27 protein-coding genes and 1 pseudogene are annotated in these 25,058 nt (G+C 61.0%); 19 read left to right on the forward strand and 9 right to left on the reverse strand.

Translation table 11 applies throughout. The annotated features are described in order from the left end of the window. The first annotated feature begins 56 nt into the window (after nucleotides 1-56). On the forward strand, nucleotides 57-1,151 hold the full coding sequence (locus C5P05_RS30750) for a patatin-like phospholipase family protein (protein ID WP_332871377.1): 1,095 nt from the start codon (nucleotides 57-59) through the stop codon (nucleotides 1,149-1,151). 21 nt (nucleotides 1,152-1,172) lie between these two features. Here the strand turns inward: C5P05_RS30750 and C5P05_RS30755 are convergent, their stop codons facing one another. After that, nucleotides 1,173-1,637 carry a hypothetical protein gene (locus C5P05_RS30755; protein WP_114973686.1) on the reverse strand — a complete coding sequence of 155 codons (465 nt, stop codon included), beginning with the start codon at nucleotides 1,635-1,637 and terminating at the stop codon, nucleotides 1,173-1,175. A gap of 329 nt (nucleotides 1,638-1,966) precedes the next feature. Between C5P05_RS30755 and C5P05_RS30760 the strand changes: the two genes are divergently transcribed. The 8 genes from C5P05_RS30760 to pqqD all read left to right on the forward strand — a co-directional run bounded on the left by C5P05_RS30760 (nucleotide 1,967) and on the right by pqqD (nucleotide 9,368). Beyond that, a complete protein-coding gene (locus C5P05_RS30760) occupies nucleotides 1,967-3,451 on the forward strand; it encodes an MBL fold metallo-hydrolase (protein WP_114973687.1) in 1,485 nt (494 codons plus the stop codon). 114 nt (nucleotides 3,452-3,565) lie between these two features. Continuing rightward, the gene (locus C5P05_RS30765) at nucleotides 3,566-5,038 is read left to right on the forward strand and encodes an RNB domain-containing ribonuclease (RefSeq protein WP_114973688.1); all 1,473 of its coding nucleotides are present in this window, start codon (nucleotides 3,566-3,568) and stop codon (nucleotides 5,036-5,038) included. Between the two features lie 151 nt (nucleotides 5,039-5,189). Then, a complete protein-coding gene (gene pqqE / locus C5P05_RS30770) occupies nucleotides 5,190-6,335 on the forward strand; it encodes a pyrroloquinoline quinone biosynthesis protein PqqE (RefSeq protein WP_114974163.1) in 1,146 nt (381 codons plus the stop codon). A gap of 103 nt (nucleotides 6,336-6,438) precedes the next feature. Beyond that, a complete protein-coding gene (locus C5P05_RS30775) occupies nucleotides 6,439-6,948 on the forward strand; it encodes a urate hydroxylase PuuD (RefSeq protein ID WP_114973689.1) in 510 nt (169 codons plus the stop codon). Next, complete coding sequence (serC, locus tag C5P05_RS30780) at nucleotides 6,945-8,027, forward strand: 3-phosphoserine/phosphohydroxythreonine transaminase (protein ID WP_114973690.1); 1,083 nt, start codon at nucleotides 6,945-6,947, stop codon at nucleotides 8,025-8,027. The genes C5P05_RS30775 and serC overlap by 4 nt, the downstream gene beginning before the upstream one ends. 5 nt (nucleotides 8,028-8,032) lie before the next feature. Continuing rightward, on the forward strand, nucleotides 8,033-8,830 hold the full coding sequence (locus tag C5P05_RS30785; protein WP_114973691.1) for a dihydroorotate dehydrogenase: 798 nt from the start codon (nucleotides 8,033-8,035) through the stop codon (nucleotides 8,828-8,830). A 107-nt stretch (nucleotides 8,831-8,937) separates the two neighbouring features. Then, nucleotides 8,938-9,012 (forward strand): pyrroloquinoline quinone precursor peptide PqqA, encoded by a 75-nt coding sequence (pqqA, locus tag C5P05_RS35370; protein WP_114974164.1) that lies wholly within the window; start codon nucleotides 8,938-8,940, stop codon nucleotides 9,010-9,012. Nucleotides 9,013-9,092: 80 nt separating this feature from the next. After that, nucleotides 9,093-9,368, forward strand: a complete 276-nt coding sequence (pqqD, locus tag C5P05_RS30795) for a pyrroloquinoline quinone biosynthesis peptide chaperone PqqD (RefSeq protein WP_114973692.1) — start codon at nucleotides 9,093-9,095, stop codon at nucleotides 9,366-9,368. Between the two features lie 118 nt (nucleotides 9,369-9,486). Here the strand turns inward: pqqD and C5P05_RS30800 are convergent, their stop codons facing one another. The 4 genes from C5P05_RS30800 to C5P05_RS30815 all read right to left on the reverse strand — a co-directional run bounded on the left by C5P05_RS30800 (nucleotide 9,487) and on the right by C5P05_RS30815 (nucleotide 12,604). Continuing rightward, complete coding sequence (locus tag C5P05_RS30800) at nucleotides 9,487-10,134, reverse strand: response regulator transcription factor (RefSeq protein WP_114973693.1); 648 nt, start codon at nucleotides 10,132-10,134, stop codon at nucleotides 9,487-9,489. A 36-nt stretch (nucleotides 10,135-10,170) separates the two neighbouring features. Beyond that, nucleotides 10,171-11,601 carry an ATP-binding protein gene (locus C5P05_RS30805; protein WP_114973694.1) on the reverse strand — a complete coding sequence of 477 codons (1,431 nt, stop codon included), beginning with the start codon at nucleotides 11,599-11,601 and terminating at the stop codon, nucleotides 10,171-10,173. A 289-nt stretch (nucleotides 11,602-11,890) separates the two neighbouring features. Beyond that, nucleotides 11,891-12,310 (reverse strand): hypothetical protein, encoded by a 420-nt coding sequence (locus C5P05_RS30810; RefSeq protein ID WP_114973695.1) that lies wholly within the window; start codon nucleotides 12,308-12,310, stop codon nucleotides 11,891-11,893. Between the two features lie 12 nt (nucleotides 12,311-12,322). After that, nucleotides 12,323-12,604: a hypothetical protein gene (locus C5P05_RS30815; protein ID WP_114973696.1), complete on the reverse strand. Its 282-nt coding sequence runs from the start codon at nucleotides 12,602-12,604 to the stop codon at nucleotides 12,323-12,325. Nucleotides 12,605-12,874: 270 nt separating this feature from the next. On the opposite strand from C5P05_RS30815, the gene C5P05_RS35085 reads away from it, so the two are divergent. Together C5P05_RS35085 and C5P05_RS30825 are read left to right on the forward strand one after the other, a co-directional pair. After that, nucleotides 12,875-13,153: a hypothetical protein gene (locus C5P05_RS35085; protein ID WP_114973697.1), complete on the forward strand. Its 279-nt coding sequence runs from the start codon at nucleotides 12,875-12,877 to the stop codon at nucleotides 13,151-13,153. 26 nt (nucleotides 13,154-13,179) lie between these two features. Next, nucleotides 13,180-13,338, forward strand: a complete 159-nt coding sequence (locus tag C5P05_RS30825; RefSeq protein WP_114973698.1) for a DUF3309 family protein — start codon at nucleotides 13,180-13,182, stop codon at nucleotides 13,336-13,338. A 74-nt stretch (nucleotides 13,339-13,412) separates the two neighbouring features. On the opposite strand, the pseudogene C5P05_RS34835 reads toward C5P05_RS30825, so the two are convergent. Next, nucleotides 13,413-13,614, reverse strand: a pseudogene (locus tag C5P05_RS34835) (phospholipase D-like domain-containing protein); the annotation flags it as partial. 47 nt (nucleotides 13,615-13,661) lie between these two features. Here C5P05_RS34835 and C5P05_RS30835 point away from each other — a divergent pair. The 4 genes from C5P05_RS30835 (at nucleotide 13,662) to C5P05_RS30850 (ending at nucleotide 16,601) form a co-directional block, all read left to right on the forward strand. Beyond that, a complete protein-coding gene (locus C5P05_RS30835) occupies nucleotides 13,662-14,153 on the forward strand; it encodes a glycine zipper 2TM domain-containing protein (protein WP_114973699.1) in 492 nt (163 codons plus the stop codon). 142 nt (nucleotides 14,154-14,295) lie between these two features. Continuing rightward, entirely contained in the window at nucleotides 14,296-14,721 is a 426-nt protein-coding gene (locus C5P05_RS30840; protein WP_114974165.1) for a CopG family transcriptional regulator, read from the forward strand. A 42-nt stretch (nucleotides 14,722-14,763) separates the two neighbouring features. After that, a complete protein-coding gene (locus C5P05_RS30845; protein ID WP_114973700.1) occupies nucleotides 14,764-15,918 on the forward strand; it encodes an alpha/beta hydrolase family esterase in 1,155 nt (384 codons plus the stop codon). Between the two features lie 131 nt (nucleotides 15,919-16,049). Further along, a complete protein-coding gene (locus C5P05_RS30850; protein WP_114973701.1) occupies nucleotides 16,050-16,601 on the forward strand; it encodes a hypothetical protein in 552 nt (183 codons plus the stop codon). Nucleotides 16,602-16,694: 93 nt separating this feature from the next. Here C5P05_RS30850 and C5P05_RS35155 read toward each other — a convergent pair whose 3' ends face one another. After that, on the reverse strand, nucleotides 16,695-18,224 hold the full coding sequence (locus C5P05_RS35155; RefSeq protein ID WP_114973702.1) for an NAD(P)H-dependent oxidoreductase: 1,530 nt from the start codon (nucleotides 18,222-18,224) through the stop codon (nucleotides 16,695-16,697). Nucleotides 18,225-18,477: 253 nt separating this feature from the next. Here C5P05_RS35155 and C5P05_RS30860 point away from each other — a divergent pair, with 253 nt between their 5' ends. From C5P05_RS30860 to C5P05_RS30875, 4 genes are read left to right on the forward strand one after another with little or no spacing between them, the layout of a single operon-like run. Next, on the forward strand, nucleotides 18,478-18,933 hold the full coding sequence (locus C5P05_RS30860) for a hypothetical protein (protein WP_157979495.1): 456 nt from the start codon (nucleotides 18,478-18,480) through the stop codon (nucleotides 18,931-18,933). Then, a complete protein-coding gene (locus C5P05_RS30865) occupies nucleotides 18,926-20,398 on the forward strand; it encodes an ATPase domain-containing protein (RefSeq protein WP_114973704.1) in 1,473 nt (490 codons plus the stop codon). Before C5P05_RS30860 ends, C5P05_RS30865 begins: the two co-directional genes overlap by 8 nt. Nucleotides 20,399-20,402: 4 nt before the next feature. After that, the gene (locus tag C5P05_RS35375; protein WP_420130791.1) at nucleotides 20,403-21,545 is read left to right on the forward strand and encodes a sensor histidine kinase; all 1,143 of its coding nucleotides are present in this window, start codon (nucleotides 20,403-20,405) and stop codon (nucleotides 21,543-21,545) included. Beyond that, complete coding sequence (locus C5P05_RS30875) at nucleotides 21,542-23,296, forward strand: putative bifunctional diguanylate cyclase/phosphodiesterase (RefSeq protein ID WP_114973706.1); 1,755 nt, start codon at nucleotides 21,542-21,544, stop codon at nucleotides 23,294-23,296. The genes C5P05_RS35375 and C5P05_RS30875 overlap by 4 nt, the downstream gene beginning before the upstream one ends. An 18-nt stretch (nucleotides 23,297-23,314) precedes the next feature. Here C5P05_RS30875 and C5P05_RS30880 read toward each other — a convergent pair whose 3' ends face one another. Both C5P05_RS30880 and C5P05_RS30885 read right to left on the reverse strand, forming a co-directional pair. Then, complete coding sequence (locus C5P05_RS30880) at nucleotides 23,315-24,403, reverse strand: AI-2E family transporter (protein ID WP_114973707.1); 1,089 nt, start codon at nucleotides 24,401-24,403, stop codon at nucleotides 23,315-23,317. A 104-nt stretch (nucleotides 24,404-24,507) separates the two neighbouring features. Beyond that, a complete protein-coding gene (locus C5P05_RS30885; RefSeq protein ID WP_114973708.1) occupies nucleotides 24,508-24,924 on the reverse strand; it encodes a hypothetical protein in 417 nt (138 codons plus the stop codon). Between the last annotated feature and the right edge of the window lie 134 nt (nucleotides 24,925-25,058).

The raw sequence follows: 25,058 nt of genomic DNA on the forward strand, positions 1-25,058 counted from the left end.
AAAACCCTATACTGTCCCTTGCGTGTTTGCACCTTGTGCACCGAGAAGGAGATCAAATGACCGACGCCTCAGTACCACTCACAGTCACACGTCCCAGCGCTGTACCCCGGTCGGGCCTTGCCCGGCTGCAGCGTTTGGTCGGTATGTCGCCGGGCCGGCTGAACCTCGCGCTTCAGGGCGGCGGCGCGCACGGGGCCTTTACCTGGGGCGTGCTCGATGCCCTGCTCGAGAACCCGCAGCTTGAATTCGAGGGCTTGAGCGGCAGCAGTGCCGGGGCCATGAACGCGGTGGTCCTGGCCGATGGCTGGATGAAGGGCGGGCGCGATGGCGCACGGCAGGGTCTGGCGGATTTCTGGACCGAGGTCGGCAAGCAAATGCCGTGGAAGCTGGTGACGCAGGGCGAAGGCGAAACCATCAGTCTGTCACCCGCCGCCAAGTTGCTGGCGAACTGGGCCGGTAACTTCTCGCCCTCGCAGCTCAACCCCTTTGACCTGAACCCCCTGCGCGATATGCTCAACCGCCAGGTTGACTTCGAACGTTTGCGCGAGTCGAGTCCGTTCAAGCTGTTCATTGGCACGACGCAGGCGAACACAGGCAGGCTGCGCGTGTTTCGCGAAAACGAACTCACCGTTGACGTGTTGCTCGCGTCCGCCTGTCTGCCCAAAATCCATCATTCGGTGGAAATTGATGGCGAACCCTATTGGGATGGTGGCTACTCGGCCAATCCGGCGGTATTTCCGCTGTTTTATGACTGCGATTCGCGCGATGTGTTGCTGGTGTTGTTGAGTCCGCTCAAGCGCGAGGGCACACCGCACACGGTGGAGGAGATCGAGTCGCGCATTGTCGAACTGGCCTTCAGTGCCCACTTCATGCGTGAGATGCGCATGTTCGTGCAGGCCGCCGAGTTCTCAAGCCCGACCTTTCTGACCTGGGGCCGGCTTGAGCGACGGCTGCAGCAAATGCGCTTTCACATGATCGACGCCAGCGAGCTGGTGAGCCTGCAACGAACCGAGACCAAGCTGTTGGCGCACGCTCCGTTTCTGGAACTGCTACGCGATCAGGGCCGGGAGCGTGCCAGTCATTGGCTTAGCGAACACCTGGAGGATGTCGGCCGACGATCAAGCATCGATGTCAAGCAGTGCTTCACCTGACTTTCGACATCCCGGCATTGCTCAGCTCGGTGCCGCAGAGGAGTCGCCGAGTTCAGGGTCATCACTTCGGCGCGTTCGGGCGCGCTGCATCAGCACCGTCATCAGCATCGCTGCGGCGGCCGAGCCCGTCAGCACCGGCGATGCCGCGAGCATGGTAGTCAAGCCGTCGACCGCGTGGAAGCTGACCTGCTGGACATGGTTGACCAGGGTGATGACGTCACTGGCATCCACGTTCTGTGCATCTTCAGGTCGAACGTGGATGTCGGGCCAACCGCTGCGAAACCGGATCGTCGCGAAGATGCCATTGGCCACGGCGACGAGTGAGAGTACGCCCAATGGCCTCAGCAAATGTTCGAGCAGGCGACTTCGTTCGATGGGGGGGGCCGCTTCGTAGACCTGGCCAACCAGTTGGGCGATCGTGATTTCCGACACCTGGCAGTCCAATTCATCCGAAGGAAGTCCCTCGGGCCTGTCGTTGGGATTCATGTCATTGCACTCCTAATTAAAGAACGTCATTTCATAAATTACAGCGTGGAACGCTTTGGCAGCGTTTGCATGATGGCGCATTCTTATCTCCGCAGTCGCACTGGACTGCGTTCGGGTTCTGCTGTCGCGCAGACCTTTCAGGATAGTCCCGCGTGGGTTAAATGCGGGAATCAATTGCAGTTAAATTGCGACCAGATGTAAATGATCAAGGCAATTCATTTATTCCGCAGAGCTTGTTTGCGTTTTCTCTAATACTTGAGTGCTACCGGTCTGTAAAAGATCAAGTGCGCGCAATCAGGCGCGAAACAATTCGGTAACAGGAGACGGGTATGCGACAAACCAAACTGGGCGCCCTGGGCCGCTCAACGGCTTGGGTGGTGGTCATCACCGCGCTGGTGGCATGCGCCAGTGCGCCGCCCCCGGAAAGTGCTGAAACAGTACTGCAGCGCGCCAACACGGCGATGGGCGGCACGGCCTTGCGCAGCATCTCATTTTCGGGTCGCGGCAGCGGGGCCACGTTTGGCCAGGCTTTTCAGCCCGGCATGGCGTGGCCGAAGATCAGCTATTCCAGTTTTTCGCGCCTGGCCGACTATGAGAACGCCGCCTTTCGCGAGGATGCGGCACGCAGCCGCGCCGAGCCCACCGGTGGCGGCGGGGTGCCCTTGATGGGCGCGGGTGAGCAACGCACAACGGGCCTGACTCGCGACGGCTTCGCCTGGAACCTGGTCGGCCCGGCGCCGGTGCCGTCAGCGTTGGCGCTGGAGGGACGGATCCATGACCTGTGGACCACGCCGCATGGCGTGATCAAGGCGGCGCTCGCGAACAGAGCGAAGGTGAGCATGCGCCGTGAGGGTGGCCAGTCGCTGACGGCGGTGTCGTTTACCGTGCCGGGCCGCTTCAGTGCCATCGCGCTGATCAATCCGGCCGGCCTGGTCGAGCAGATTGAGACGGTCCAGCCCAACCCGGTCATGGGCGACACCGGCTCTGTCATCAGCTTTTCGGATTACCGCGACTTTGGTGGCGTCAAATTTCCGATGCGTATTCGCCAGAGCATGGGCGGTTTTCCGGTGCTCGACCTGACAGTGGACGAGGTCATGCCGAATGCGCCGACCGGTATCGAAGTACCGGCCCTGGTGACTACGGCGACTGAACGGGTCACGGCCGATCCGGCGGCCCCCGGCGTGTGGTTCATGGCCGGCGGCTCGCACAACAGCGTCGCCATCGAAATGAAGGATCACATGATGCTGGTTGAGAGCCCACTGTATGACGGCCGGGCCGCACCCCTGCTGGCGGAGGTGAAAAAACTGGGCAACGGCAAGCCGATTCGTGTAGTGCTCAATTCGCATCACCACTTTGACCATTCAGGCGGCCTGCGTACGGCGGTGGCCGAGGGGGCCACGCTGGTGACGAGCGAGCTGGCCCGGCCCTACTTCGAACGCATCCTGGCGAATCCGAATTGGATCCAACCCGATGCGATGGAAAAGTCAGGCAAAAAAGCGGTTCTGACGGGCGTGAGCGGCAAACGCATATTCACCGACGGCGAGCGCGTGGTCGAGGTCCATTACATCGAGAGCAGTCTGCACGCCCAGGGTTTCATGATGGTCTACCTGCCAAAGGACAAGCTGCTGATCGAGGCGGACGCCTACACGCCCGGCCCGCCCAATGCCGCGCCGCCCGCCGTGCCGAACGAGCTGAACCTGAATCTGGTGCAAAACATAGAGCGCCTGAACCTGCAGGTGGAGCGCATCCTGCCGCTGCATGGACGCATGGTGCCGGTGAGCGAGTTGTGGACGGCGGTTGGGAAAAAGAGCTGATTCAGGAAAATATTCGATGTAATTGGTCTCTAGCCCAGGTGGAATAAGCGTAGGCAGCTATATATTAAATAGCGTTCGAACGCCGTTTGTCAGGCTTGCCTGTATATTGGCCGCATGAACGCCAACCACCCCCATCACCGCGCCGATCTGGCGCGCCTCGCCACCTGCGCCATGTCCGAGCGCGGCCTGCAACCCGAGTTCTCCGCCGGTGTCGCGGCGCAACTGGCGTCCATCACCGGTCCCGCCAGCGAGGCCGGCGCAGCCATGCGTGATCTCACGGAGCTGCTTTGGTGTTCCATCGACAACGACGATTCACTTGATCTGGACCAGCTCACCGCCTGTGAGGTGCTGGCGCAGGGCGCCGTCCGCTTGTGGGTGGCCATTGCCGATGTGGACGCGCTGGTCAAAAAGGGCACGCCGATTGACGACCACGCCCGTGCCAACACCACCTCCGTCTACACCTCGGCGCGCATCTTCCCGATGCTGCCCGAGCGCCTGTCCACCGACCTGACCTCGCTCAACTTCGACGAGGAACGGTTGGCGCTGGTGACCGAGATGGTCTTCAATGCCGATGCCTCACTGGCGGGCGCCACGGTGTACCGGGCCCGGGTGCGCAACAAGGCCAAGCTGGCTTACGACGCGGTCAGCGCCTGGATCGACGGCGAGGGCGCGTTGCCGGCCGAAGCCGCCGCCGTGCCCGGTATGGAGGCGCAACTGCGCACGCAGGATGCCGTGGCCCAGCAGCAGCGTGCGCGCCGCCATGCCGAGGGTTCGCTGGAGCTGGAAACCTTCCAGCCGCGCGCCGTGTTCGAGGGTGAGCAGGTGGTCGACATTCGCGACCAGGTGCACAACCGCGCCCGCCAGCTGATCGAGGAAGTGATGATTGCCACCAACGGTTGCACCGCGCGTTACCTCGCGGCGCAGGGCGGCGCTTCGCTGCGGCGCGTGGTGCGTTCGCCGGATCGCTGGCTGCGCATCGCGGCGGTGGCCGAGGAATACGGCGAAACCCTGCCGGCCGAACCCGACTCCAAGGCGCTGGAAGCCTTTCTGGCCAAACGCCACCGGGCCGACCCGCTGCGCTTTCCCGACCTGTCGCTGGTCATCGTGCGGCTCATGGGCTCGGGCGAATACGTGGTGGAAACGCCCGGCGGTCCGCCGATTGGCCACTTTGGCCTGGCGGTGCGCGACTACACCCATTCCACCGCGCCGAATCGGCGCTTCCCCGATCTGATCACCTCGCGCCTGCTCAAGGCCGCGTTATTGCACAAGCGCTCGCCCTATTCAAACGCCGAACTGGGCGAGCTGGCGGCGCACTGCACGCGCCAGGAAAATTCCGCGCAAAAGGTGGAGCGCAAGATGCGCAAGTCCGAGGCGGCGCTGCTGCTTGAATCGCACGTCGGTCAAAGTTACGACGCCATCGTCACCGGCAGTACCACCGATGGCATCTGGGTCCGGATTTTCACCCCGCCCGCCGATGGCAAGCTGGTGGCGGGCGAGGGCGGCTTGAAGGTCGGTGACAAGCTCCGCGTCAAGCTCGTGGCGACCAATGTGGAGCGTGGCTTTATCGATTTCGTGACGGCGGACTGAGCCCGACTACAGAATATCGCTAGGCCCGGCTCCAGCCATTCGCGATGCCCGGTTCCCGGCTTTCTGGTGTTTTGATTTCCTTCGTCCTTCGACAATGGCCGTCAAGGTCTGGGCGTTCCAGATCACCTTACGCATCAACAAGGATTTCGCGATGGCCAAAGAATCTACCGGGGTCAGTCTGGACGGCCAGGGCAAGCCGCTATGGCTGGCGCTGGAATTGACTTATCGCTGTCCGCTGAAATGCTCGTGGTGTAGCAATCCGCTCGATTTCGAGGACTACGCCGCGCTCGAACTGTCCACCGACGAGTGGCGCCGCGTGATGCGCGAAGCGCGCGCGCTGGGGGCGCTGCAGGTCGGCTTCACCGGCGGCGAACCCTTGCAGCGCAGGGATCTGGAAGAACTGGTGGCGTATGCCGAGGAAATCGGCCTGTACAGCAACCTGATCACCTCCGGCATCGGTCTCAGCGAAGAACGCCTGATCGCGCTGAAACAAGCGGGACTGAAGCAGATCCAGCTGTCGATGCAATCCACCGATGCCGCGCTGACCGATGAACTGGTCGGGGCCAGGGCGCATGCGCTGAAGCTGGAAGCGGCGCGACTGATCAAGGCGCACGGCTTCCCGATGGTGTTGAACATGCCGGTCGGGCGCCAGAACATCGCCCAGGTCGGCGCGATGATCGACTATGCGGCTGGGCTCGGCGCCGAATACCTGGAGCTGGCCAATTTGCAGTATTACAACTGGGCGCTGATCAATCGCGAGGAGCTGATGCCGAGCCTGGCACAGGTGCGCGCGGCGGAAGCGGTGGTGCAGGACCGGCGTGCCCAGCTGGGCAAAAAAATGGCGATCTTCTACGTGATTCCCGACTATTACGAGGATCGCCCGAAGGCTTGCATGAACGGCTGGGGCGCGATCCATCTGACCATCGCGCCGGATGGCGTGGCGATGCCGTGCCAGGAGTCGCGCGTGATTCCTGGACTGGATTTTGTGTCGGTGCGCGATCAGCCGCTGGACTGGATCTGGCACGAGTCGCCGCTGTTCCGCAAATACCGCGGGCTGGACTGGTTGCCGGAGACCTGCCGCAGCTGCGACGAGCGCGAGAAGGATTTCGGCGGCTGCCGCTGCCAGGCTTTCCTGCTGACCGGCGATGCCGGCAATACCGACCCGGCCTGCAGCAAATCGTCGCACCACCACCTGATCCAGGCGGCGGTGCAGGCCGCGGCGCAGCCGATCCGCTTTCACAAGCCGCTGATCAAGCGTGCCAACGGCGTGATGTCCACCGCCTTCATGGAGAAATGAATGCGCCATCCATATGACACCGCGACCGGCACCGTGCTGCTGGGTGCGCTGCTGACAGTCCTGCTGCTGGCGCTGCTGCATTTCGTGATTCTGTGAGGTGGGCATGGATGCCGCAATCTTCGATCTCTTGCTGCGCTGGCTGCACTTTCTGGCCGGGATGATCTGGGTCGGTCATAACTATTCCAGCGTGGTGCAGCGGCCGACTTATCGGCCGCTGTGCGCCGAGGATCTGAGCAACGACGACAGCCCGCGCTTCCAGGCATTGCTCCATCGCGAGCATGGGGTGTTCCGCTGGGCGTCCGTGGTGACCTGGAGCGCCGGCCTGCTGATGCTGTGGCAGCGCGGCACGCTGGGCGGCGCGCTGAGTCTGTCCGGCGCGCTGGCGCCGATCGGTATCGGCATGTATATCGGCACGCTGATGATGCTCAACGCCTGGTTCGTGCTGTGGCCGCACCAGCAGAAGGTGCTGGGGCTGGTGCCGGCCACGATCAGCGAACGGCTGCGTTGCTCGCGCATCAGCCACCTGTCGTCGCGCACCAACACCATGCTGTCGCTGCCGCTGCTGTTTTTCATGGCGGCCGGCGCCCACGGCGGCGCTTACCTGTTCAAATGACGAGTTATAACTTTGCTTCCGGCCCGGCCCGGCTGCCGGACGCGGTGCTGGCGCGCGCGCAGCAGGAATTGCTGCTGCGTGGCGCCGACGGCGCGTGCGCGGCCGAGCGCCCGTTCACCGGTGCCGCGTTTCGCATCACGCTGGCGCATGCCCGCCAGCGCCTGGCCGAACTGCTGGCGCTGCCGGATAACTACCGCATCCTGTTCCTGGCCGGCGGTGCAATGCACCAGTTCTCGATGGTGCCGCTCAATCTGCTGGGCGACTCGCGCCACGCCGCCTATGCGGATTCCGGTTACTGGTCGCGGCGCGCGATGGTAGAGGCAGCACGCTATGCCGAAGTGACCGTGGCGGCGCAATTCGCCGGCAGCGTGCCGCTCGCCGCGCCGCCGCTGCATGACTGGCGTCTGCCCGCCGACAGCGCGTATTGCCACATCACGCCCAATGAAACCGTCGATGGCATCGCCTACCCGGCACTGCCCGACTGCGGCAACATCCCGTTGGTGGCGGATGCGACCTCCTGCCTGCTGACGGCGCCACTGGACGTGGCGCGCTTCGGGCTGATCTACGCCGCGGCCCAGAAAAACATCGGGATCGCCGGCATGACGGTGGTGATCGTGCGCGCGGATTTGCTGGAGCGGCCGGCGCCGCAGGTGCCGACGCCGTTTTCTTACCGGATTCAGGCCGAACAGCAGAGTTGCGTCAATACCCCGCCGACCATAGCGATCCATCTGGCCGGCATGGTGTTTGACTGGATTGCCGACAACGGCGGTCTGGCAGCGATGGGCCGGCTCAACCGCCGCAAGGCGGCGCTGCTGTATGCGGCGATCGACGCCAGCGACGGTTTTTACCGCGCACCGGTGGCGATCGGCCATCGCTCCACCAGCAATGTCCGTTTTCATCTGGCCGACGAGGCGCTGACCGAGGCATTTATTGTGGCGGCCGAAGCACGCGGCCTGAGCAATTTGCACGGCCACAGCCAGATCGGCGGGCTGCGCGCCAGCTTGTATAACGCGATGCCGGAAGCCGGCGTGGTGGCGCTAACGGCCTGCATGGCCGACTTTGTGCGGCGTTACGGATGAGCGGGATGAGCGCCTGCCGGTTGCGTCTGGGGAGCGAGCGGCCGGGCCTGGCCGGTGGAATCGACCGCGATGGCAGCCGCGCGGCTGAATTGCTGGCGGCTGGTTTTGGCAGCGTCGAGTTCGGCACCGTCACACCCGAGGCGGAGCCGGGCCGCCAGCCCGGCGTCGCCGTGTTGGCACAACGTCTTGCCGGACTGGGTCGCCCACCGGATCATCAAAACCAGGTGTTGATTGGCATCGGCCTGGGGCTGGGGCAGGGCGCTGCGTTGACGGCACTGGCCGCGCACTGGCTGGCCGGGCTGAAGGCGGCATGGCCGGTGGCCGATTACCTGAGCTTCAATTTGAGTGCCGCCGCTTACCGGCCCTTGCTGGCGCCGGAACATGCGGTGCTGCTGGCCGATGCGCTGGCCACCGTTGCCAGGGAGCGCCAACGTTTGACTGCCGACGGCCGGCGTCATGTGGCGCTGGCGCTCAAACTGCCGCTGGAGGCCCAGCCGCTGTCAACGGCGGCGCAGATGGCGCTGGCAGCGGGTTTCGATGCGGTGGTCGCGGTGCTGCCGCAGCGGCCTGAACGGCTTGACTGGCTGCAGGCATGGGCGCGGCGCATCAACGGTGCGGCGCAACTGGTGGCGGTCGGTGGCATGCGCACTAGCGCCGACGTGCGGGCCGCGCTGGGCGCCGGTGCGAGCGGCATTCAGGTGCATAGCGTTTTCGTCGAGCAAGGCAGCGCCTGCCTGCCGCCGTTGCTGGCCGGGTTGGCGGCAGCGCATCGGGCAGGCCTCGGCGCGCATGGCGGCTCATGATTTTCACGAGATGTTTTTGGACAAAGCGCGCTGGCGTACACCAGTCGATGAGCAAACAATCAGCTCAGGTGCAGCATGTCGCCACACCAAAATTTAGGAGATACACGATGATCTGGGAAAACCCTGCCTACTGCGAAATCCGTCTCGGCTTTGAAGTGACGGCTTACGTCTACACGCGCTAAATGTATTTGGAAGCGGCAGGCGATTCTGATTGCCGCTTCCGCCCCTTGTGTTCCTGGCCCCGACCCTGCGAGATCGAATCATGACCCTGTCTGCCAACGTCGTTCCCCGGCTCTCGTCCCACTATGTGTTTCGCTGGGAAGAAAGCCAGGCGGCCTACATCCTGCTGTATCCGGAAGGCTTGATCAAGCTGAATGGTTCAGCCGGTGAAATACTCAAGCGTTGTGATGGCCAGCGCAACGTCGCCGGCATCGTCACCGACCTGCAGACGGCATTCCCCGGCAACACCGATGCCATCAGCCGCAGCACGCAGGCGTTCATCGACCTGGCACAGGACAAGGGCTGGCTGCAGGCTTGATTCCATCGCAAAATCAACCGTGCACTTTGTCGACTTCGCTTGCCGTACCTGCGTACTGTCCGCGCTTCGTCTTCGCGTTCACGATTGATTGTGCAATGGAATGGTCGGAAACCTTCGCTCAGGCTTCAATAAAACCGCCGCGCAGCGCGACCATGGTCATTTCGGCAGCGTTGTGCACATTGAGTTTCTGCTTGATGTGGTACAGATGGGTGCCGACGGTGCTCGGGCTGAGGTGGAAGTCAAGCGCCACCTGATTGACCGAGCGGCCCTGGGCCAGTTGCAGGAAGACCAGCAGTTCCTTGTCGGTCAGGGTGCTGGCCGGATCGGCGTCGCCGGTCAACTGCGCCAGCGCCACGGATTGCGCCAGTTCCGGGTCGATGTAACGCTGGTCGCGGCTGACCTGGTGCACCGCCTTGACCAGTTCTTCCGGCGGGCAGCGCTTGCTCAGATAGCCCATCGCACCGGCTTTCAGCGCGCGCACCGGACTGATCGCGTCGTGGTAAGCCGACAGCATCAGTACGCGCGCCGTCGGATGGTGGCTGCGCAGGCGCACCAGCGCCGCCAGTCCGCCCATGCCGGGCATCGAGATATCCATCACCAGCACATCCGGGTGTGTCTCGTCGTAGCGGCTGAGCGCGGCCTCGCCGCTATCGGCTTCGATCACTTGGGTGGCACCGGCGCCTTCCAGCAGCAGACGAAAACCCATGCGGACAAGGGCGTGGTCGTCGGTCAGCAAAATAGTCAGGTTTTTCAGAACAGTGTTCACGGCAAGTGCTCCATTGAAGATAGGCAATACGTTGGTTTATTGAGGGAGCGCCTGCTTGGCTTGTATCCGGTTCGCCGGCAGGCGCGCGCGCAAACACACGCCGCCGCCCGCCATGCTGGCGATCGACAGCTCACCATGCAGCGCCGCGACCCGCTCGCGCATGCCGGTCAAGCCGAAGCCGCAACCCGCCATGTCGCTGGATTTTCCGCAGAGACCGCGCCCGTTGTCGGCCAGCGTCAGTTCCAGCCACTCGCCGTCATCTTGTTGCCGGGTGTGCAGCGTCAGATGCACCTGCGCTGCGGCGGCATGGCGGACCACGTTGGTCAAGCCTTCCTGAATAATGCGCAGCACGGCCAGCGCCAGGTCGTTGCTGACCTGTATCGTCCCGGTATGCATATCGACATGCAGCGTCAGCGCCGGGTAGTGCTGTTGCCAGTGTTCCAGGTAGTGCTGTAGCGCCTGCTCCAGGTCGGTCACGACATGGCTGCCGAGCGGACGAAGGCGCTGCAGGATGTGGCGTATGCCATCCTGGATCTGGTTGGTGACGGCGATGATGCTTTGTGCGTGCCCATGCAGCGCCGGCTGGTCGGTCGTGCGCTGGACGATGGCACCGGCCAGTGCGCGCACCGCGGTGATGCCCTGCGCCAGTTCATCGTGCAGCTCCTGGGAAATGCTGCGTCGTTCTGCTTCGAGCCGGGCCTGCAGCACGCGCGACAGTTCCCGTTCGCTGTCGAGGCGAACATTGTCATTGACCGCTTCCTTCAGGCGATCCGCCATGCCGTTGAAGGCATTCGCCAATCGATTCAAGTCGTGGCTGGCGTAGACCGGCAGGCGCGTCTCGAAACGGCCCTGGCCGGTGCGTTCGAGCGCGGCCTTGATTTGATCGAGTGGATGCAATGCACGGTTCAGCGCCCAGCGGGTCGTGACGAACAGGCCAGCCAGCAGCGCACAGGCCCAGGCGGCCATCTCAAACAAGCGATCCCAGGCATCCAGGCTGGCGCGCGAAGGATCGGGGGTGAGGATCAGGGTCAGGTTTGCGGCGCCAATGCGCCGCTGCCCAAAAACCGGTTCGGTGATTTCTGCAAACCAGGCGGGAGAGGATCGGCCCGCTTTGTAGGTCGGCTGCGGCGACAGGTACACGCGCTGGCCGCTGCTATCGATGACTTCGAGTGCATTGGCCCGGATGCGTCCGACCGACTTGATATCGGCCAGCAGGCGATTGCTGGCATCGCCAGAGGGTGCGGTGCGCACCTCGCCGGCGAGCACGTTCAGCCATTGTTCGCAGACGCGGGTAGCGGCCTCGACCTCCTCATGGATGCTGTCGCGTGTATTGCTGAGCCACAGCCCGCCCAATACCAGTGTCAGGCTGGCCACCACCGCGGTCAGCAGCAGGCTGATGCGGGTATGCAGGCTGAGCCGCCCGCCCGCATGGGGCTGCGGCTCTGATTGAACACAGGATGCTGGCATCGTTGGCTCTCGATTGCAGGCGCCATAGGGCGACTTTCACATGCGAAAGACAACGCAAGGACCGTACCCCGCGCCCTGCGGGCATGAATAGACCATCGCGATGGTGGTAAACCAGAAGACCATGCCGCTGTGGGGCGGCAGTTGCCGATAGAACTGCGCCACAGGCTGGAGCAGTTGATCCTTTTTGCAACAGTTGTCCTGGCGCGCTTGCAAGCCATAGCCCCTGCGATCGGTTCAGGCCCTGGATTCCGGCAGCACCACCGATGGCACCACGACTTTTCGTCTTTGATCAGGACGCCGGTTCGCCCCCCGGCGCCTGCTCCGTTATCTCTTCGATCATGAAGGTACCGTAGTGGTGCGCTGCGACGGCCTTCGTGGATCGCGCCACGGTCGCGACGTACTCGGCCCGCTTGTCGTCGGGGGCATGCACGATCAGGAAACTGCATCCGCTCTCAGCCAGCGCCCGGTGCCCCTTGATCAGGTCCAGTTCATAGCCGAAGGCCGCGAGCGGGCTGGCCGTGCGCAACTCCGCGTCGACCTGGGCCTTCATCTCTTCAGGCGTGTAGAGGACCAGGGTCGAGTACACGAACCCGTGCTCGACCAGGGCGCTCACGGCGGCCTGCATATCGACTGCGGACCTGTAAGCGATGACGGTGTGTCCCACCGGCTTGAAGACCCCAAAGGCCAGGGGAGGATGGGTTTTGTCCATACGGTACTCCTGTTAATAGTCGCCTACGCAGGCCTGGATGACCTCCCGTGCGATGGCCGTATCCTGTTCCGTCCGGTTGTCTACCACCAACACGATCTGTCTGCTTTCAATCTTATCGTGGAGCAGCGCGGAATACCAACTTACCTTGGTCATGGCGCCGTGGCCGGTGGGGTTGGTCTCGAATATCTGCAGCCGGTTTCGCGGCAACCCGCGCTCGACCAGCGTGAAATACGCGCTTTCGGCGTCGTCGAGATCGGCAAAAAAGCCTGAAACGTGGTGGCGGTAATTGTTCATGTGCTTTTTCCTTCGTAAGACCCATGCGAAACGGTTGGATTCAAGCGTATCGGGTGGATCCTGCTGGGTCTGTACGCCGTCGCACGGTCGAGCCAGTTCCTTTAGTCGACCTTGAATATCGGTCAATGGCAAATTGCTGACGTCTTCAAAAGCGGTTTTCCTACAAGAACGCGGCAAATCGTCCGATGCCGTGTGCCGACGCAACGCGTCATGATTGCTCCACTCAATCCATGGAATTCACCATGGCACGACTTTCAAGAAGGATTTCAAATGAACAAATCAATACTGATTTTGGCTTTATTCGGCGCGTTGGGCCTGAGCGCGTGCAACAAACAACCCGATGTCATCAATGTTCCCGCCCCCCCCGCCGCCACTCCTGTACCCGGACCGGCTGGCGCAGCCGGGCCACAAGGTGCCACCGGCAGCGAGGGCTCGACCGGTAGCACGGGTGCCGCCGGCAGCACGGGTGAAACCGGCAAGTCCGGTGATGGCACCACTGTGATCGTGATGCCACCTGCGTCAGCGCCGTCCTCGGCGCCCGCGAACTAGGTTTCTCATAACCACAAGGAGCTGCCATGAGCTTGGGAACCATTCTGTTGATTATCTTGATCCTGATATTGATTGGTGCTATCCCCAGCTGGCCGCACAGCAGAAACTGGGGCTATGGACCCAGCGGAGCATTGGGCCTGGTGGTGATCATCGTTCTCGTGCTGCTGCTATCGGGACGGCTATGACGAGTCCGTCTTGCGCGAGGCTCAGACTGTGCGCCCGCGCAAGGGGGGCAAAGCTGCGAGCCAAATAGGGCCGCTATGCGCGCGCCGGGCACGACGATGCGCAGCTTGACACCCCGTTTCATGGCTTCAACCAGAGCCCGTAGCGGCAGATCGTCGGGAACAAAGTAAGGCGCCGACAGGTCAATAGACTGGGAAGCTGAGGTCATGGCGAGCAGGCACATCAAGCTGCACGCTGTCGCTGCCGCCGGATGGAGAGCTGCTGAACATTGGCGCCACGACCACAATTTTCCTACCTAGTGACTAGCACATCGAGGAGATTGATTATGAAACTCTTGACTCATGTCGGATCAGTCATCAGCGTGACCGCCGTGCTGACGCTCGGGGCTTGCGAAAACATGGATATGCCAGGCAGTGCGGGAAATTCGGGGTCCGCGTACCCACAATCCACCAGTTCTAATCGAATTCATTCTGGATATGGCGTCGTCCAATCCATTGAATTGGTCAGGCAGGGCAATGACGGCATCGGTGGTAGCGGCATCGGTGTCGGGACCATCGCTGGCGCGGTGGTGGGAGGCATCGTCGGCAACCAGATCGGTCAGGGCCAAGGTAATGCAGCGGCCACTGTTCTCGGGGCGGCCGGGGGGGCCTATGCCGGACACGAGATTGAAAAGCGCAGGCAGCAAAGTGCCGACGCTTACAGATTCACGATTCGCATGAATGACGGTTCCTATCAAACGTTGACGCAAACCACAAACCCCAATATTCGAGTCGGTGACCGGGTGATGATCGAAAATGGAGTTGCACGGCGGTATTGATTTTTGCTCAAGCCCGTGGTGCGGTGTGTGCTCAGTAGTCCACACACCGCACTTGTTAGCGAGTCGGCAGCGCTTCCATTTATCATGATTTCGTATAAATGCCATCCATACGCCATCCAGGTGGATGGTGTATTATGGCGCCATGATCAAAAATACCGCCCCCAATCCCGTCAAGCTCAAACTGGCGGACTCGGAGAAGATCACCATCAACCTCGGGTTTGTGGACCTGGGTCATGTCGATCTGCTGGTCGCTGAAGGTTTTTACAGCAACCGAACCGACTTCATCCGCACCGCCATCCGCAATCAGCTCGGCACCCACTCGGAAGCCGTGAAGCAGGTGGTGGCGCGCAAGATGCTTGTGCTTGGCCTGCAGCACTTCAGCGCGGACGATTTGCGTGCCGTGCAGGCTGCGAACCAGACGCTGCAGATTCGCGTCCTCGGCCTGGTGACGATCGCCCATGACGTCAGTCCTGAACTGGCCTTGGCCACCATTGCCTCGCTGGAGGTGCTGGGGGCGCTGCAGGCCAGCCCGGCGGTGAAGACGGCGCTTGCCAACCGGCTGCGCTAGACCCGCCGGCTTACCCGCCATTCCAACCCAAGAAAGTTGCATATGAACGAAACCTTTCAGGAAATAATGCGCACCGCCACACGGCTGACCCAGTCGGGCCGCCTGGCGGAAGCGACCGAGACCATCCAACGCGCGTTGCGTGGCGCGGCATCGGCGGGCTCCGTGCCTGACCCCATGAACACGTGGGCGGCGGGCACGTCGATGCCGACAGCCGAGGCTGTGAGGCCAAAGGCTTCGCCACTGGTGCTGGAGGGCTGTGTCTTCGAGGTGGATGCACGCAAACCGGCCGCCCCCGACACCGGCATCGGGGCGTTCATTAGTGGCACGCACACCCACGCCTCGTTGACGCGCCGCTTCAAGCTCTACATACCGCCGGGACATGTCGGCCGATCTCTGCCACTGGTGGTGATGCTGCACGGTTGCACCCAGGATCCGGACGACTTCGCTGCCGGCACTGCCATGAATGAGCGGGCGTGCGAGCAGGGCTTTTTTGTGCTCTACCCGGAGCAGTCACAGGACGCCAATCCCTCCCGCTGCTGGAACTGGTTCAAGCACAACCACCAGCAACGCGGCCGCGGTGAACCAGCCCTGCTCGCCAGCATGACGCAAACGGTGATGAAGGAGTACGGCATGGATGCACGTCGCGTCTACGTCGCCGGTTTGTCGGCCGGCGGCGCCATGGCCGCCATCGTCGCGGCGGCCTACCCGGACCTGTTTGCTGCGGTCGGCGTGCACTCGGGCTTGCCGAGTGGCGCCGCGAACAATGTGGCCGAGGCGCTGATGGTGATGAAGAGCGGCAACGTCGGCTTCGTCGTGCCGGCGAAGGTCGGGCATCCTGGCGCGGCAGCGAAAGCGCCGCTGCAGCCGCAGATATTGGTCCCCACCATCGTGTTTCACGGCGACCAGGACCAGACCGTGCATCCGCGCAATGGCGAGCAGGTGATTGCCGCGGCGCAGGGCGGCGCCGGCAGCACGCGGGTGGAGCAGGGGGTCTCGGCCCAGGGGCGGCGCTACACACGTTCTACCCGGCATGGCGACAAGGGTCAGGCTGTGACCGAGCATTGGCTGGTGCATGGGGCCGGGCATGCGTGGTCGGGCGGCCACGCCACGGGTTCCTACACCGATGCCAGCGGCCCCGATGCCACGCTGGAGATGCTACGTTTCTTCTTTGAACATCCGCGCGGCCTGACGCACTGAGGACGCAGCGCGTAGGATAACTACTACAGAAGTTTGAGGCGCCATCCTGTGTTTTTGAGACGTCCTGCATTTCATACTTGGTGCAGCACATCAAGTTGCTAATCAATATTGCACCATTGAAAAGGACATTCATGACTACTTCATTTAACTTCAAAGCCTCGCTGATTGTTGCCACCCTGTTGGCACTGCCAGTGGCACAGGCCGCCACCATGGCCAAGGCCGATTACACGGCTGACAAGACCCGCATCAGCGCGGAGTACAAGACCGACAAGGCGGCATGCGACGCCCTGAAGGCCAATGCCAAGGACATCTGTGTGGAAGAAGCCAAGGGCAAGGAAAAGGTCGCACGCGCCGAGCTGGAATCCGCTTATTCGGGCAAGGCCAAAGACCGGACCAAGGCGCTGGAAACCAAGGCAAAGGCTGACTACGCCGTTGCCAAGGAAAAGTGCGATGACCAGGCCGGTAACGCCAAAGACGTGTGCGTGAAGGAGGCCAAGGCCGTAGAGACCAAGGCGCTGGCCGACGCCAAGATGAACAAAGAAATCGGCGAAGCCAAGAAGGACGACAGCGCAGCCAAGAGCGATGCCGACTACAAGGTAGCCATCGAGAAGTGTGACGCCCTGGCCGGCGACCCCAAGGCCAGTTGCGTCGCAGCCGCCAAGAGCAAGTTCGGCAAGAACTAAACCCGGCTGGTTCACGAAAGGTCGGCTCGCGCCGGCCTTTTTTTAGTCTGGTCCCATTCTGTTCGGTAGCCGCTCCAACTTATAGTCCGCAGTTCACGATCCCGTCGCACGCATCAGCACGATTAGCGGTGGGATGCAGAACCAGAGGATGAAGGTGAGGGACAGCACGATCGTGCCGTCAATGCGCTCGGGCATCTCCACGCGCGTGAACCGGCGCAGGTTCCACCACAGCCAGGCACCGTGCACCGCGCCGGCGGCGGCGCTCCAGCCCAGCAGCGCCATTAGATCCGGCCGCAACAGCGACAACAGCACGGCCAGCGCCGGCGCGGCAACGGTTGCCACCATCGCCAGACGCGCGGTGCTGGGTTTGCCGAAAATGACGACCAATGTGCGCTTTTCCGCAGCCAGGTCGGCATCGCGATCGGGGCAGCCGGCGAGCAGGATTGAAGGCAGAATCGATACGCCCAGCGGCAGCGCCAACAGCCACGGCAGGCTGTCCACCCAGTCGCCACCTTGCGCGACATAGCCAGCAAGGATGGCGCCGGCGCTGTGGGTCAGTACCACGTCGAGTTCGCCCCATCCGCGGTGCGAGAGCTTCAATGGCGGCACGGTGTAGGCCAGCGCGAGCGCAGCGAACACTGTGTAGAGGGCGCCGATCGTAACGGCCGATGCACCTGGTGCGACCACGAGCAAGGTGACCAGTGCCAATCCCGCGCCCAGCAGCGACAGGCCGATGCCCTTACGCATGGCGGCGCGGTCGAGCCGGCCTTCTACCAGCACGCGTGAACCGCCGGTGAACAGGCCGGCATTGCGGTTGCGCCGGTCGCTTTCGAAATCAAACCAGTCGTTGAGGAAGACCGTGGCCGCTTCGAGTAAAAATAATGTGAGGTAGCCGAGCAGGTAGGGTGTCATGGACAGTGGTTTGCCCGCGCCGGCAAGGAGTGCGCCAACGGTATAGGCAATCCACGTCATGGGGTAAAACTGCAAACGCAGCGCGGCAAGCCACGTATTGATTCCTTGCGTTAGCCGCTGCGCGGGTGAGAGAACGCCGTGCACCAGGCGCGCGCCGCTGGCCCGTGCGCGGTCCAGCCAGCCGCTACGTTGTGCGGCATTGGATGCGATGACTGGTCCGAAGACGTCGACGCGCACGGTGCGCACGCCGCAGTAGCCGAGCGTGGCACGCGCCAGAGCCTGGCGTCCGGGCGCCCGATAGATCCATCGGTAGACAAGCGGCGGCGTATCCATCGTCGTGATCAAGTCGGCCGTGCGGCCGGCCAGCAGCTTGTCCCATGTGTCGTGTGTGACATGGTGGAAGGCAAACCCCGGCGTCAGCACGCGGTCAAGAAAGCCCTTGAGCAAGGCTGGGAAGGTGCCCCACCATGTCGGGTAAACAAACACCAGGTGCTGGGCCCAGGTAATGTCGCGCTGGGCACGCACCAGGTCCGGCTCCAGTGCCTGCTGCTCGGGCGAGAGCGCGTGCACATTCGGTTCAAACTGAAGCTCGCTCAGAATCAACATGCGGCACTCCATACCTGCTTGTCGCGTGCCCGCCGCATAGGCATCGAAGAGCGCGCCGCAGAGGCTGTCGCGGCGAGGATGGGCGAGGATCAGCAGGCAACGCATCGGTCATTCTCGGCGCAGGAATTCATGGCAGTTCCTCGTAATGTGGTACGGATCCGGCATTGGCGCATATTGCATGCCTTTGGTGGTCGCAGAAGCAATATTAATGGACATGTTTGTAGCAGTCTGTGCTGTGTCGAACACAGCACAGACTTGCGTTCGTTACCGCACCGACGAAAGAAAACATCCTGCATACAGTAGCGGCAAGTACGTGTTATGCCGACCGGGCCGTTCCGGCCCAAGTCCATGTAATGCCATGGAACTTTCATCGATTATTGAAATTGCTCATATGGAAACCAGGGACTTGCCGCGGCACAAGATCATTGTTGGTCTTACGGCACAACTTACTGAAAAAGTGGCGGACACCGCGATTGCTTTGTGGGAGCAGATGGCGACGCAAATTATCGCGATCGTTGGTGAAGGCGGCTTCAATTCACTTTACGCAAGAAGTTTGTTTCTTACCGCGTCACACCACCCGTGGCTTGCATCTGGCGCACTGTCGCCTCAGACCGGTCAACGGTTCGCAGAACTAAAAATATGCATGGAAGAACAGGCGCCGGCACAAGTTGTCGCCGGCACCAGCCTGCTTCTGATCACGTTCACCGACATTCTGGCATCGTTGATCGGCGAGCAGTTAACAGTTCGAATATTACAGTCGGCTTGGGGCCACGGCACTCAAGGCTTGAATGGCAAGGAGTTCAATAGTGAATAAAAAGGTAGGCATACGCCGTTTGACAACCGGCGTGCCGGGACTGGACCAGCTCTTGGGCGGCGGGCTGCCTGAATTTTCGTTCAACCTGATTGCGGGCACGCCTGGCTGTGGCAAAACAACGCTCGCGCACCAGATGATGTTTTCTCTGGTCAACCCGAAAAATAAAGCCTTGTTTTTCACGGTACTCGGGGAGCCCGCTCTCAAGATGTTGCGCTATCAGCAGCAATTCCCATTTTTTGATATTGACAAAATCAATGATTCCATTCGCTTCGTTAACCTGTCTGCAGACCTGCTGGAAGGCGACTTTGCCCGTGTCCTGGTCCGCATTTCTGAAGAAGTAAAAGACTATGCGCCCAGCTTTGTCTTTGTTGATTCGTTTCGATCCGTCGTTCTTTCAGGAAAGCGAGAGGCACGGGGCGAGGCCGAGCTGCAGCGGTTCGTGCAAGAACTGGCCATGCAAATGACGAGCTGGCAGGCGACCACCTTTTTGATTGGTGAATATTTGTTGCCTGAATCAGAATCAAGCCCTGTCTTCACCGTGGCAGATGGAATTCTGTGGCTATCACAAAATTTGCATCACAACTCAATGATGCGAAAAATTCAAGTGATCAAGATGCGGGGTCAAGCCCAGGCGCCAGGTTTGCATACCTTTCGCATCAGTAACGATGGCATTCGTGTTTTCCCGCGCGCCATCATCAAGGATGGCACGCCACCTGCGTCAGGTAGCAAGGAATCCACTGAAGAGCAGCGTGTGCCGATGGGAATTCCGGGCCTGGACGACATGCTGGGCGGCGGCTTGCCCGTGGGCTATTCGTTACTGGTTGTCGGGCCATCCGGCTGCGGCAAGACCATCATGGCGACGGAATTTCTTGCCGAAGGGGTTCGCCGGGGCGAGCCCGGCGTCATTGCGGCGTTTGAGAAGAGCCCCAGCCAGCTGCTGGGCAACAAGAAACTGTATTCACTGGTCCAGGCCGGCCAAGTGGGGGTGATCGACACGCGCTCCCTGGATTTGTCGATCGATGAGACCTTGCACGACTTGATCGAAATGATCAAAAAAATGAAAGCAAAACGTGTCGTCATCGACTCCCTGTCCGGATTCGAGCTGGCACTGGCACCCGAGTTCAGCGAAGATTTTCGCGGATCGCTGTACCGAATGATTGCCGAACTCACGGGCATGGGCATGACCGTATTGATGACCTCGGAACTGGAAGACCGCTACACTGATTTACGCTTCAGTCCATTCGGGAATGCCTTCCTCCCGGACGCCATTATTGTGCAACGCTATATCGAAATCGCGGGCCAATTCAAACGCGCATTTTCGGTCGTCAAGGTGCGCGGCAGTCAGCATAGCAAGGACATTTGTTTGTTCGACATCACGGATGATGGCATCGTCATTGGCGCGCCTTTGTCTGAGTACGCGGGCATCATGACGGGTCGGCCCAGAGTCAGGCCATCGCCAGAGTGAGCAAATGATGGACGGCTGCCATGACGCAATTGATACAGACGGCGTAGAAGATATCAAGCGCAGGGAAGCCGCGGTCATCGCGGCTGAAGCGGACGTTCTAAGGCGCGATAAATTGGCCAGGGCACGCGAAGATGCCGTGCAACTGCGTGAAACTGCCGTCACGTCGCGCGAATGGAGAATTCGTGTGGCAGAGGCGTTGGAAGCGACGTCTGCCGACCACATGCTCAAACTGCAGCAAGCGAACTCACACCTGATCGTCGCAAGCATCGAAGCACAAAAACTGACTGAACAAGTTGAAGCCGCCAAAGTTCAGCTGGAGAACGCCAAAGTCGTCGCGGAAACCGCCAATCACGCCAAATCGGATTTTCTGTCCAGCATGAGCCATGAGCTGCGCTCCCCGCTCAATGCCATCCTCGGATTTGCCCAATTGATGGAGTCGGGTTCACCACCCCCAACGCCGACGCAAAAAGCCCGCATCGGCCAGATTCTCCAGGCCGGCTGGTATCTGCTGGAGTTGGTTAACGAGATCCTCGATCTGGCGTTGATCGAGTCCGGTACGCTGTCCCTGGCACTGGAGCCTGTATCGCTGCCCAACGTGTTGCTCGATTGCCGGGCGATGATCGAATCGCAAGCAGAAAAAAGCAGCATCCGCATCAGTTTTCCGCAGTTCGATGGCCCCTGTTTTGTCATGGCCGACCGGATACACCTGAAGCAGGTTCTGACGAACCTACTGTCCAACGCGATCAAATACAACCGCGTGGGCGGAACAGTTGAGGTCCGGTGCAGCGTGAGCACGCCAGAGCGCACACATATCAGCGTGCAGGATACCGGCGCAGGCCTGCCTGCGGATAAACTCGCGCAACTATTCCAGCCATTCAATCGCCTGGGCCAAGAAGCCAGCAACGTAAAAGGCACTGGCATCGGTCTGGTGGCGAGCAAGCGGTTGATCGAGTTGATGGGGGGTGAAATCGGGGTGCAAAGCACGGTCGGGATGGGCAGCGTGTTTTGGTTCGAGCTGAACCGGGCGGTTGCACCCCTGCTAGCTCCTGGCGCAGACTCGCCGTTTATCTTGCTTCACGCGCGGGATATGGCGCTCGAATTTGCCGAAACGGTTTCCACGTCCGCAAACAAGGAAATCCACCAATGAATGCAAGTAAGGACCAAGGTGCTTCTGATGCCGATAAGTCAGCTCAATCAGATGTGTCGAATCAGCTCAATGAGCTGTTGCCGGCCGCAAGTCTCGAAGGCAGTATTGTGCAAAGGGAAAGCGCGGTCATTGAAGATGAAGCGGCTGTTCTAAGCCGTGAAAAACTGGCCACGGCAAGAGAAGATGCGGCGCATGTGCGCGAAAACGCGGCCGACATGCGTGAAGATGCGGCCCATCTGCGCGAGGGTGCGGCGCAGGCGCGGGAAGGCGATGCCCGCGTACGCGAAGTGGCCGCCACTTTGCGCGAGCAGGATATTCGCACCGCCAAGACGTTTCGGACAGGAACCGCCGACGATCAGATAGCCATGTTGCAGCAGGCGAATGCAAACCTGGTCATCGCCAGCATTGATGCGCACAAGCTGACCGAACAAGTCGAAATGGCCAGAGTGCAACTGGATCACTTGGCGCATCACGATGTTCTCACCGATCTGCCCAATCGAATGCTGCTGCAAGACCGGCTTGGCCAGGCGATCGAGGTGGCTCGTCGTCAAGGCAGGCAACTGGCCGTGATGTATATGGACCTGGACCGCTTCAAACACATCAATGACTCCCTGGGACATGCTGTTGGCGACCAACTGTTGAAGTCGGTGGCACTGCGTCTGGTGGCTTGCGTGCGTCAGTCGGATACCGTCAGTCGCCAGGGTGGGGATGAATTTGTGGTGTTATTGCCCTTCATCGAACATGCAGAAGACGCAGCGCTCTCCGCGCAAAAGATGCTTATGGCGCTTGCGCTGCCGCACCGCATCGACGGGCAGGAACTCCATATCGGTGTGAGTATCGGCATGAGCATCTATCCCAATGACGGAATCGATGCGCCAACCCTGATCAAGTGTGCGGACACCGCGATGTACCACGCCAAGGAAAATGGGCGCAACAATTTCAAATTCTTCGAGCCGGACATGAATGCGCGGGCGGTGCAGCGGCAATCCACCGAGGCGAGTTTGCGCCTTGCTTTGGAACGGCAGGAATTTGTGTTGTATTACCAGCCAAAAATAAACCTCCAAAGCGGCAGAATTGTTGGCGTTGAGGCGCTCATCCGCTGGCAGCATCCAGAGCGTGGACTGTTGTCGCCCGCGCAGTTCGTGGCCATCGCCGAAGAATGTGGCCTGATTTTGCCGATCGGGCGATGGGTGTTGCGTGAAGCCTGTCTCCAGGCACAGGCCTGGCTGCGTTCTGGTTTGCCGCCCATTACTGTCGCAGTCAATACGTCCGCGGTCGAATTCCGCGCCAAGGATTTTCTCGACAATGTACGCACCACGCTTGAAGATACTCAGTTTGAGCCACGTTATCTGGAACTCGAACTGACCGAAAGCGTCCTGATGCGGGATTCCGAGTTTACCGGTGCCTTGTTGCAGTCTATAGCGGATTTGGGCGTCAAGCTTGCGATCGATGACTTTGGCACCGGCTATTCCAGCCTGAGTTATTTGAGTCGATTTCCTATCAACACTCTGAAGATCGACCAGTCGTTCGTCACCCAGATGAACGGCAACCCTGACGATGCCGTCATCGTCAGTGCCGTGATCAGCATGGGGAAAAGCCTCAAGCAACGCGTCATCGCGGAGGGTGTCGAAACACCAGAGCAGTATGCATTTCTTCGTGCACAGAATTGTGACGAGGGCCAGGGCTACTATTTCGGTCGGCCAGTGCCGGCCCAGATCCTTGCCACCTTACTGCAGCATGAAGTGGCCTGACAATTCGCCTTGCAAGCGTTATGGCTGGGCTGACGGTGTTTCGCTACTCGTCGTTTTCACATAGATGTGCCAGACCGCGATGAACATGGCCGCAATCGCGGGGCCCAAGACGAATCCGTTGATGCCAAACACCGCCATGCCGCCGAGGGTCGTGATCATCACCACGTAGTCGGGCATGCGCGTGTCCTTGCCCACCAGGATCGGCCGCAGCAGGTTATCGATCAGTCCGATAACGAGCATACCGTAGGCAATCAGCGCGACACCCTGCCAGATGGCGCCGTTCATGAGGAAATAAACCGCAACCGGCAACCAGACCAGGCCGGCACCGACGGCGGGCACCAAGGACAAGAAGGCCATCAACACGGCCCAAAGCAAGGCGCCGCCGACGCCGAGAAACCAGAACGCGAGGCCGCCCAGTGCACCTTGGATCGCTGCTACCAGCAGGTTGCCCTTGACCGTGGCGCGGATGACGGTGGTGAATTTGTTGAATAACTCGTGCTTGTGCGCGGGCGCCAGCGGGATCGCCTGGCGTACGGCACGCACCACATCGTCGCCATCCCGAATCAGGAAGAATGCGAGGTAAAAGGCGATGAAAAGGCTGGCTACGAACTCAAAGGTGATCTGCCCGATGCTGAGCGCCTGCGTCGCGATGAACTGGCTGCCTTGCGTCAGCGCAGCGGCCAGCCGACGCTGCAGGGTGGCGAAGTTGACCAGCCCGAAGCGGTCGAGCAGCGACTGTATCCAGTCGGGCAGTGCGTTGAACACCCCGCGGAAATAAAGCGCCGGATTCAACTCGCCCGACTGCAGGCGCTCAAACAGAAGTGCCGCTTCATGTGCCAGCGCGGCGGTGATGAGCACCAATGGCAGAACGACGATGAGCAGCACGAACAGCAGCGTCACCAGCGCTGCCAGTGTGCGTTGCTTTTTCACCCGAGGCAGCAGCCGCCGGTACAAGGGCGTGAATAGCAAGGCGATGATGGCGCCCCACAGGATCGCGCCGTAAAACGGCAACAGGATCCAGCCAAGGGCGAGGGAGACAGCGACCAGCAACAACGAAAGCGTCCTGTTCTCCAGGTAGGCTGACGGGTTTTCATCGGAAGGTTTCATCGGGGTTCTCGAGGGCATGCGGGGATCAGCACGGCCATCGTAGCAGTTCCTATGAATTTTCAGGTGTTTTCGGGCTCTAGCCCGCGTGCAATATGCGCAAGAAGCTATTTATCTGATAGCAATTCAAGACTGGTCAATAGTATGGCTTGGGCGTTTGACTGGGCCATGCCCGGCGAGTTTTGGGTTTGTAACAAGGCTTCGGCGGAAGCTCCCGCATTCAGCTGCGACCGACAACCTTCCCGCGCGCGCAGGCCGCTCAAAGTGTTGCAGCGCCAGGTCGCCTCGCTGTACACGGCTGTGGCTTTGTGCCTTAACGCGCTTTGTTGCACGGCCCCGTTCACGACCTGATAAAAGGCCAGCAGCAGACCGAAGGCTGTCAGGGTTGCCAGCATGCCCGGCCACAGCGGTGAGCGGACCCAGACGGGTAAGTGATACCACCACTGCAGCAGCCCGCATTGAAACGCCGTGAAACTGCCCGCGTCGCCGAACCACAATTTGAAGCTGGGGAAATTGTTGCCCATGAGCTGGCTCCTGTTGCGGCCCGCGGTGCGCGGGCACGTGGATTACCTGTGAAGGGGGTTTTTACAGTACAAAAATGATGAGAAGAATAATGATCAAGAGAGCGCCGCCACCGATATACATATTTATCTCCATC

Source organism: Rhodoferax ferrireducens (assembly GCF_003347515.1).
Classification (GTDB): Bacteria; Pseudomonadota; Gammaproteobacteria; order Burkholderiales; family Burkholderiaceae_C; genus Rhodoferax.

Excerpts from the sequence above, each read along its gene's own strand:
- C5P05_RS30750 (WP_332871377.1), top strand. The coding sequence starts at position 57 with ATGACCGACGCCTCAGTACCACTCACAGTCACACGTCCCAGCGCTGTA.
- C5P05_RS30755 (WP_114973686.1), bottom strand. The coding sequence starts at position 1,637 with ATGAATCCCAACGACAGGCCCGAGGGACTTCCTTCGGATGAATTGGAC.
- C5P05_RS30760 (WP_114973687.1), top strand. The coding sequence starts at position 1,967 with ATGCGACAAACCAAACTGGGCGCCCTGGGCCGCTCAACGGCTTGGGTG.
- C5P05_RS30765 (WP_114973688.1), top strand. The coding sequence starts at position 3,566 with ATGAACGCCAACCACCCCCATCACCGCGCCGATCTGGCGCGCCTCGCC.
- pqqE (WP_114974163.1), top strand. The coding sequence starts at position 5,190 with ATGGCCAAAGAATCTACCGGGGTCAGTCTGGACGGCCAGGGCAAGCCG.
- C5P05_RS30775 (WP_114973689.1), top strand. The coding sequence starts at position 6,439 with ATGGATGCCGCAATCTTCGATCTCTTGCTGCGCTGGCTGCACTTTCTG.
- serC (WP_114973690.1), top strand. The coding sequence starts at position 6,945 with ATGACGAGTTATAACTTTGCTTCCGGCCCGGCCCGGCTGCCGGACGCG.
- C5P05_RS30785 (WP_114973691.1), top strand. The coding sequence starts at position 8,033 with ATGAGCGCCTGCCGGTTGCGTCTGGGGAGCGAGCGGCCGGGCCTGGCC.
- pqqD (WP_114973692.1), top strand. The coding sequence starts at position 9,093 with ATGACCCTGTCTGCCAACGTCGTTCCCCGGCTCTCGTCCCACTATGTG.
- C5P05_RS30805 (WP_114973694.1), bottom strand. The coding sequence starts at position 11,601 with ATGCCAGCATCCTGTGTTCAATCAGAGCCGCAGCCCCATGCGGGCGGG.
- C5P05_RS30810 (WP_114973695.1), bottom strand. The coding sequence starts at position 12,310 with ATGGACAAAACCCATCCTCCCCTGGCCTTTGGGGTCTTCAAGCCGGTG.
- C5P05_RS30815 (WP_114973696.1), bottom strand. The coding sequence starts at position 12,604 with ATGAACAATTACCGCCACCACGTTTCAGGCTTTTTTGCCGATCTCGAC.
- C5P05_RS35085 (WP_114973697.1), top strand. The coding sequence starts at position 12,875 with ATGAACAAATCAATACTGATTTTGGCTTTATTCGGCGCGTTGGGCCTG.
- C5P05_RS30825 (WP_114973698.1), top strand. The coding sequence starts at position 13,180 with ATGAGCTTGGGAACCATTCTGTTGATTATCTTGATCCTGATATTGATT.
- C5P05_RS30835 (WP_114973699.1), top strand. The coding sequence starts at position 13,662 with ATGAAACTCTTGACTCATGTCGGATCAGTCATCAGCGTGACCGCCGTG.
- C5P05_RS30840 (WP_114974165.1), top strand. The coding sequence starts at position 14,296 with ATGATCAAAAATACCGCCCCCAATCCCGTCAAGCTCAAACTGGCGGAC.
- C5P05_RS30845 (WP_114973700.1), top strand. The coding sequence starts at position 14,764 with ATGAACGAAACCTTTCAGGAAATAATGCGCACCGCCACACGGCTGACC.
- C5P05_RS30850 (WP_114973701.1), top strand. The coding sequence starts at position 16,050 with ATGACTACTTCATTTAACTTCAAAGCCTCGCTGATTGTTGCCACCCTG.
- C5P05_RS35155 (WP_114973702.1), bottom strand. The coding sequence starts at position 18,224 with ATGCGTTGCCTGCTGATCCTCGCCCATCCTCGCCGCGACAGCCTCTGC.
- C5P05_RS30860 (WP_157979495.1), top strand. The coding sequence starts at position 18,478 with ATGGAACTTTCATCGATTATTGAAATTGCTCATATGGAAACCAGGGAC.
- C5P05_RS35375 (WP_420130791.1), top strand. The coding sequence starts at position 20,403 with ATGATGGACGGCTGCCATGACGCAATTGATACAGACGGCGTAGAAGAT.
- C5P05_RS30875 (WP_114973706.1), top strand. The coding sequence starts at position 21,542 with ATGAATGCAAGTAAGGACCAAGGTGCTTCTGATGCCGATAAGTCAGCT.
- C5P05_RS30880 (WP_114973707.1), bottom strand. The coding sequence starts at position 24,403 with ATGAAACCTTCCGATGAAAACCCGTCAGCCTACCTGGAGAACAGGACG.
- C5P05_RS30885 (WP_114973708.1), bottom strand. The coding sequence starts at position 24,924 with ATGGGCAACAATTTCCCCAGCTTCAAATTGTGGTTCGGCGACGCGGGC.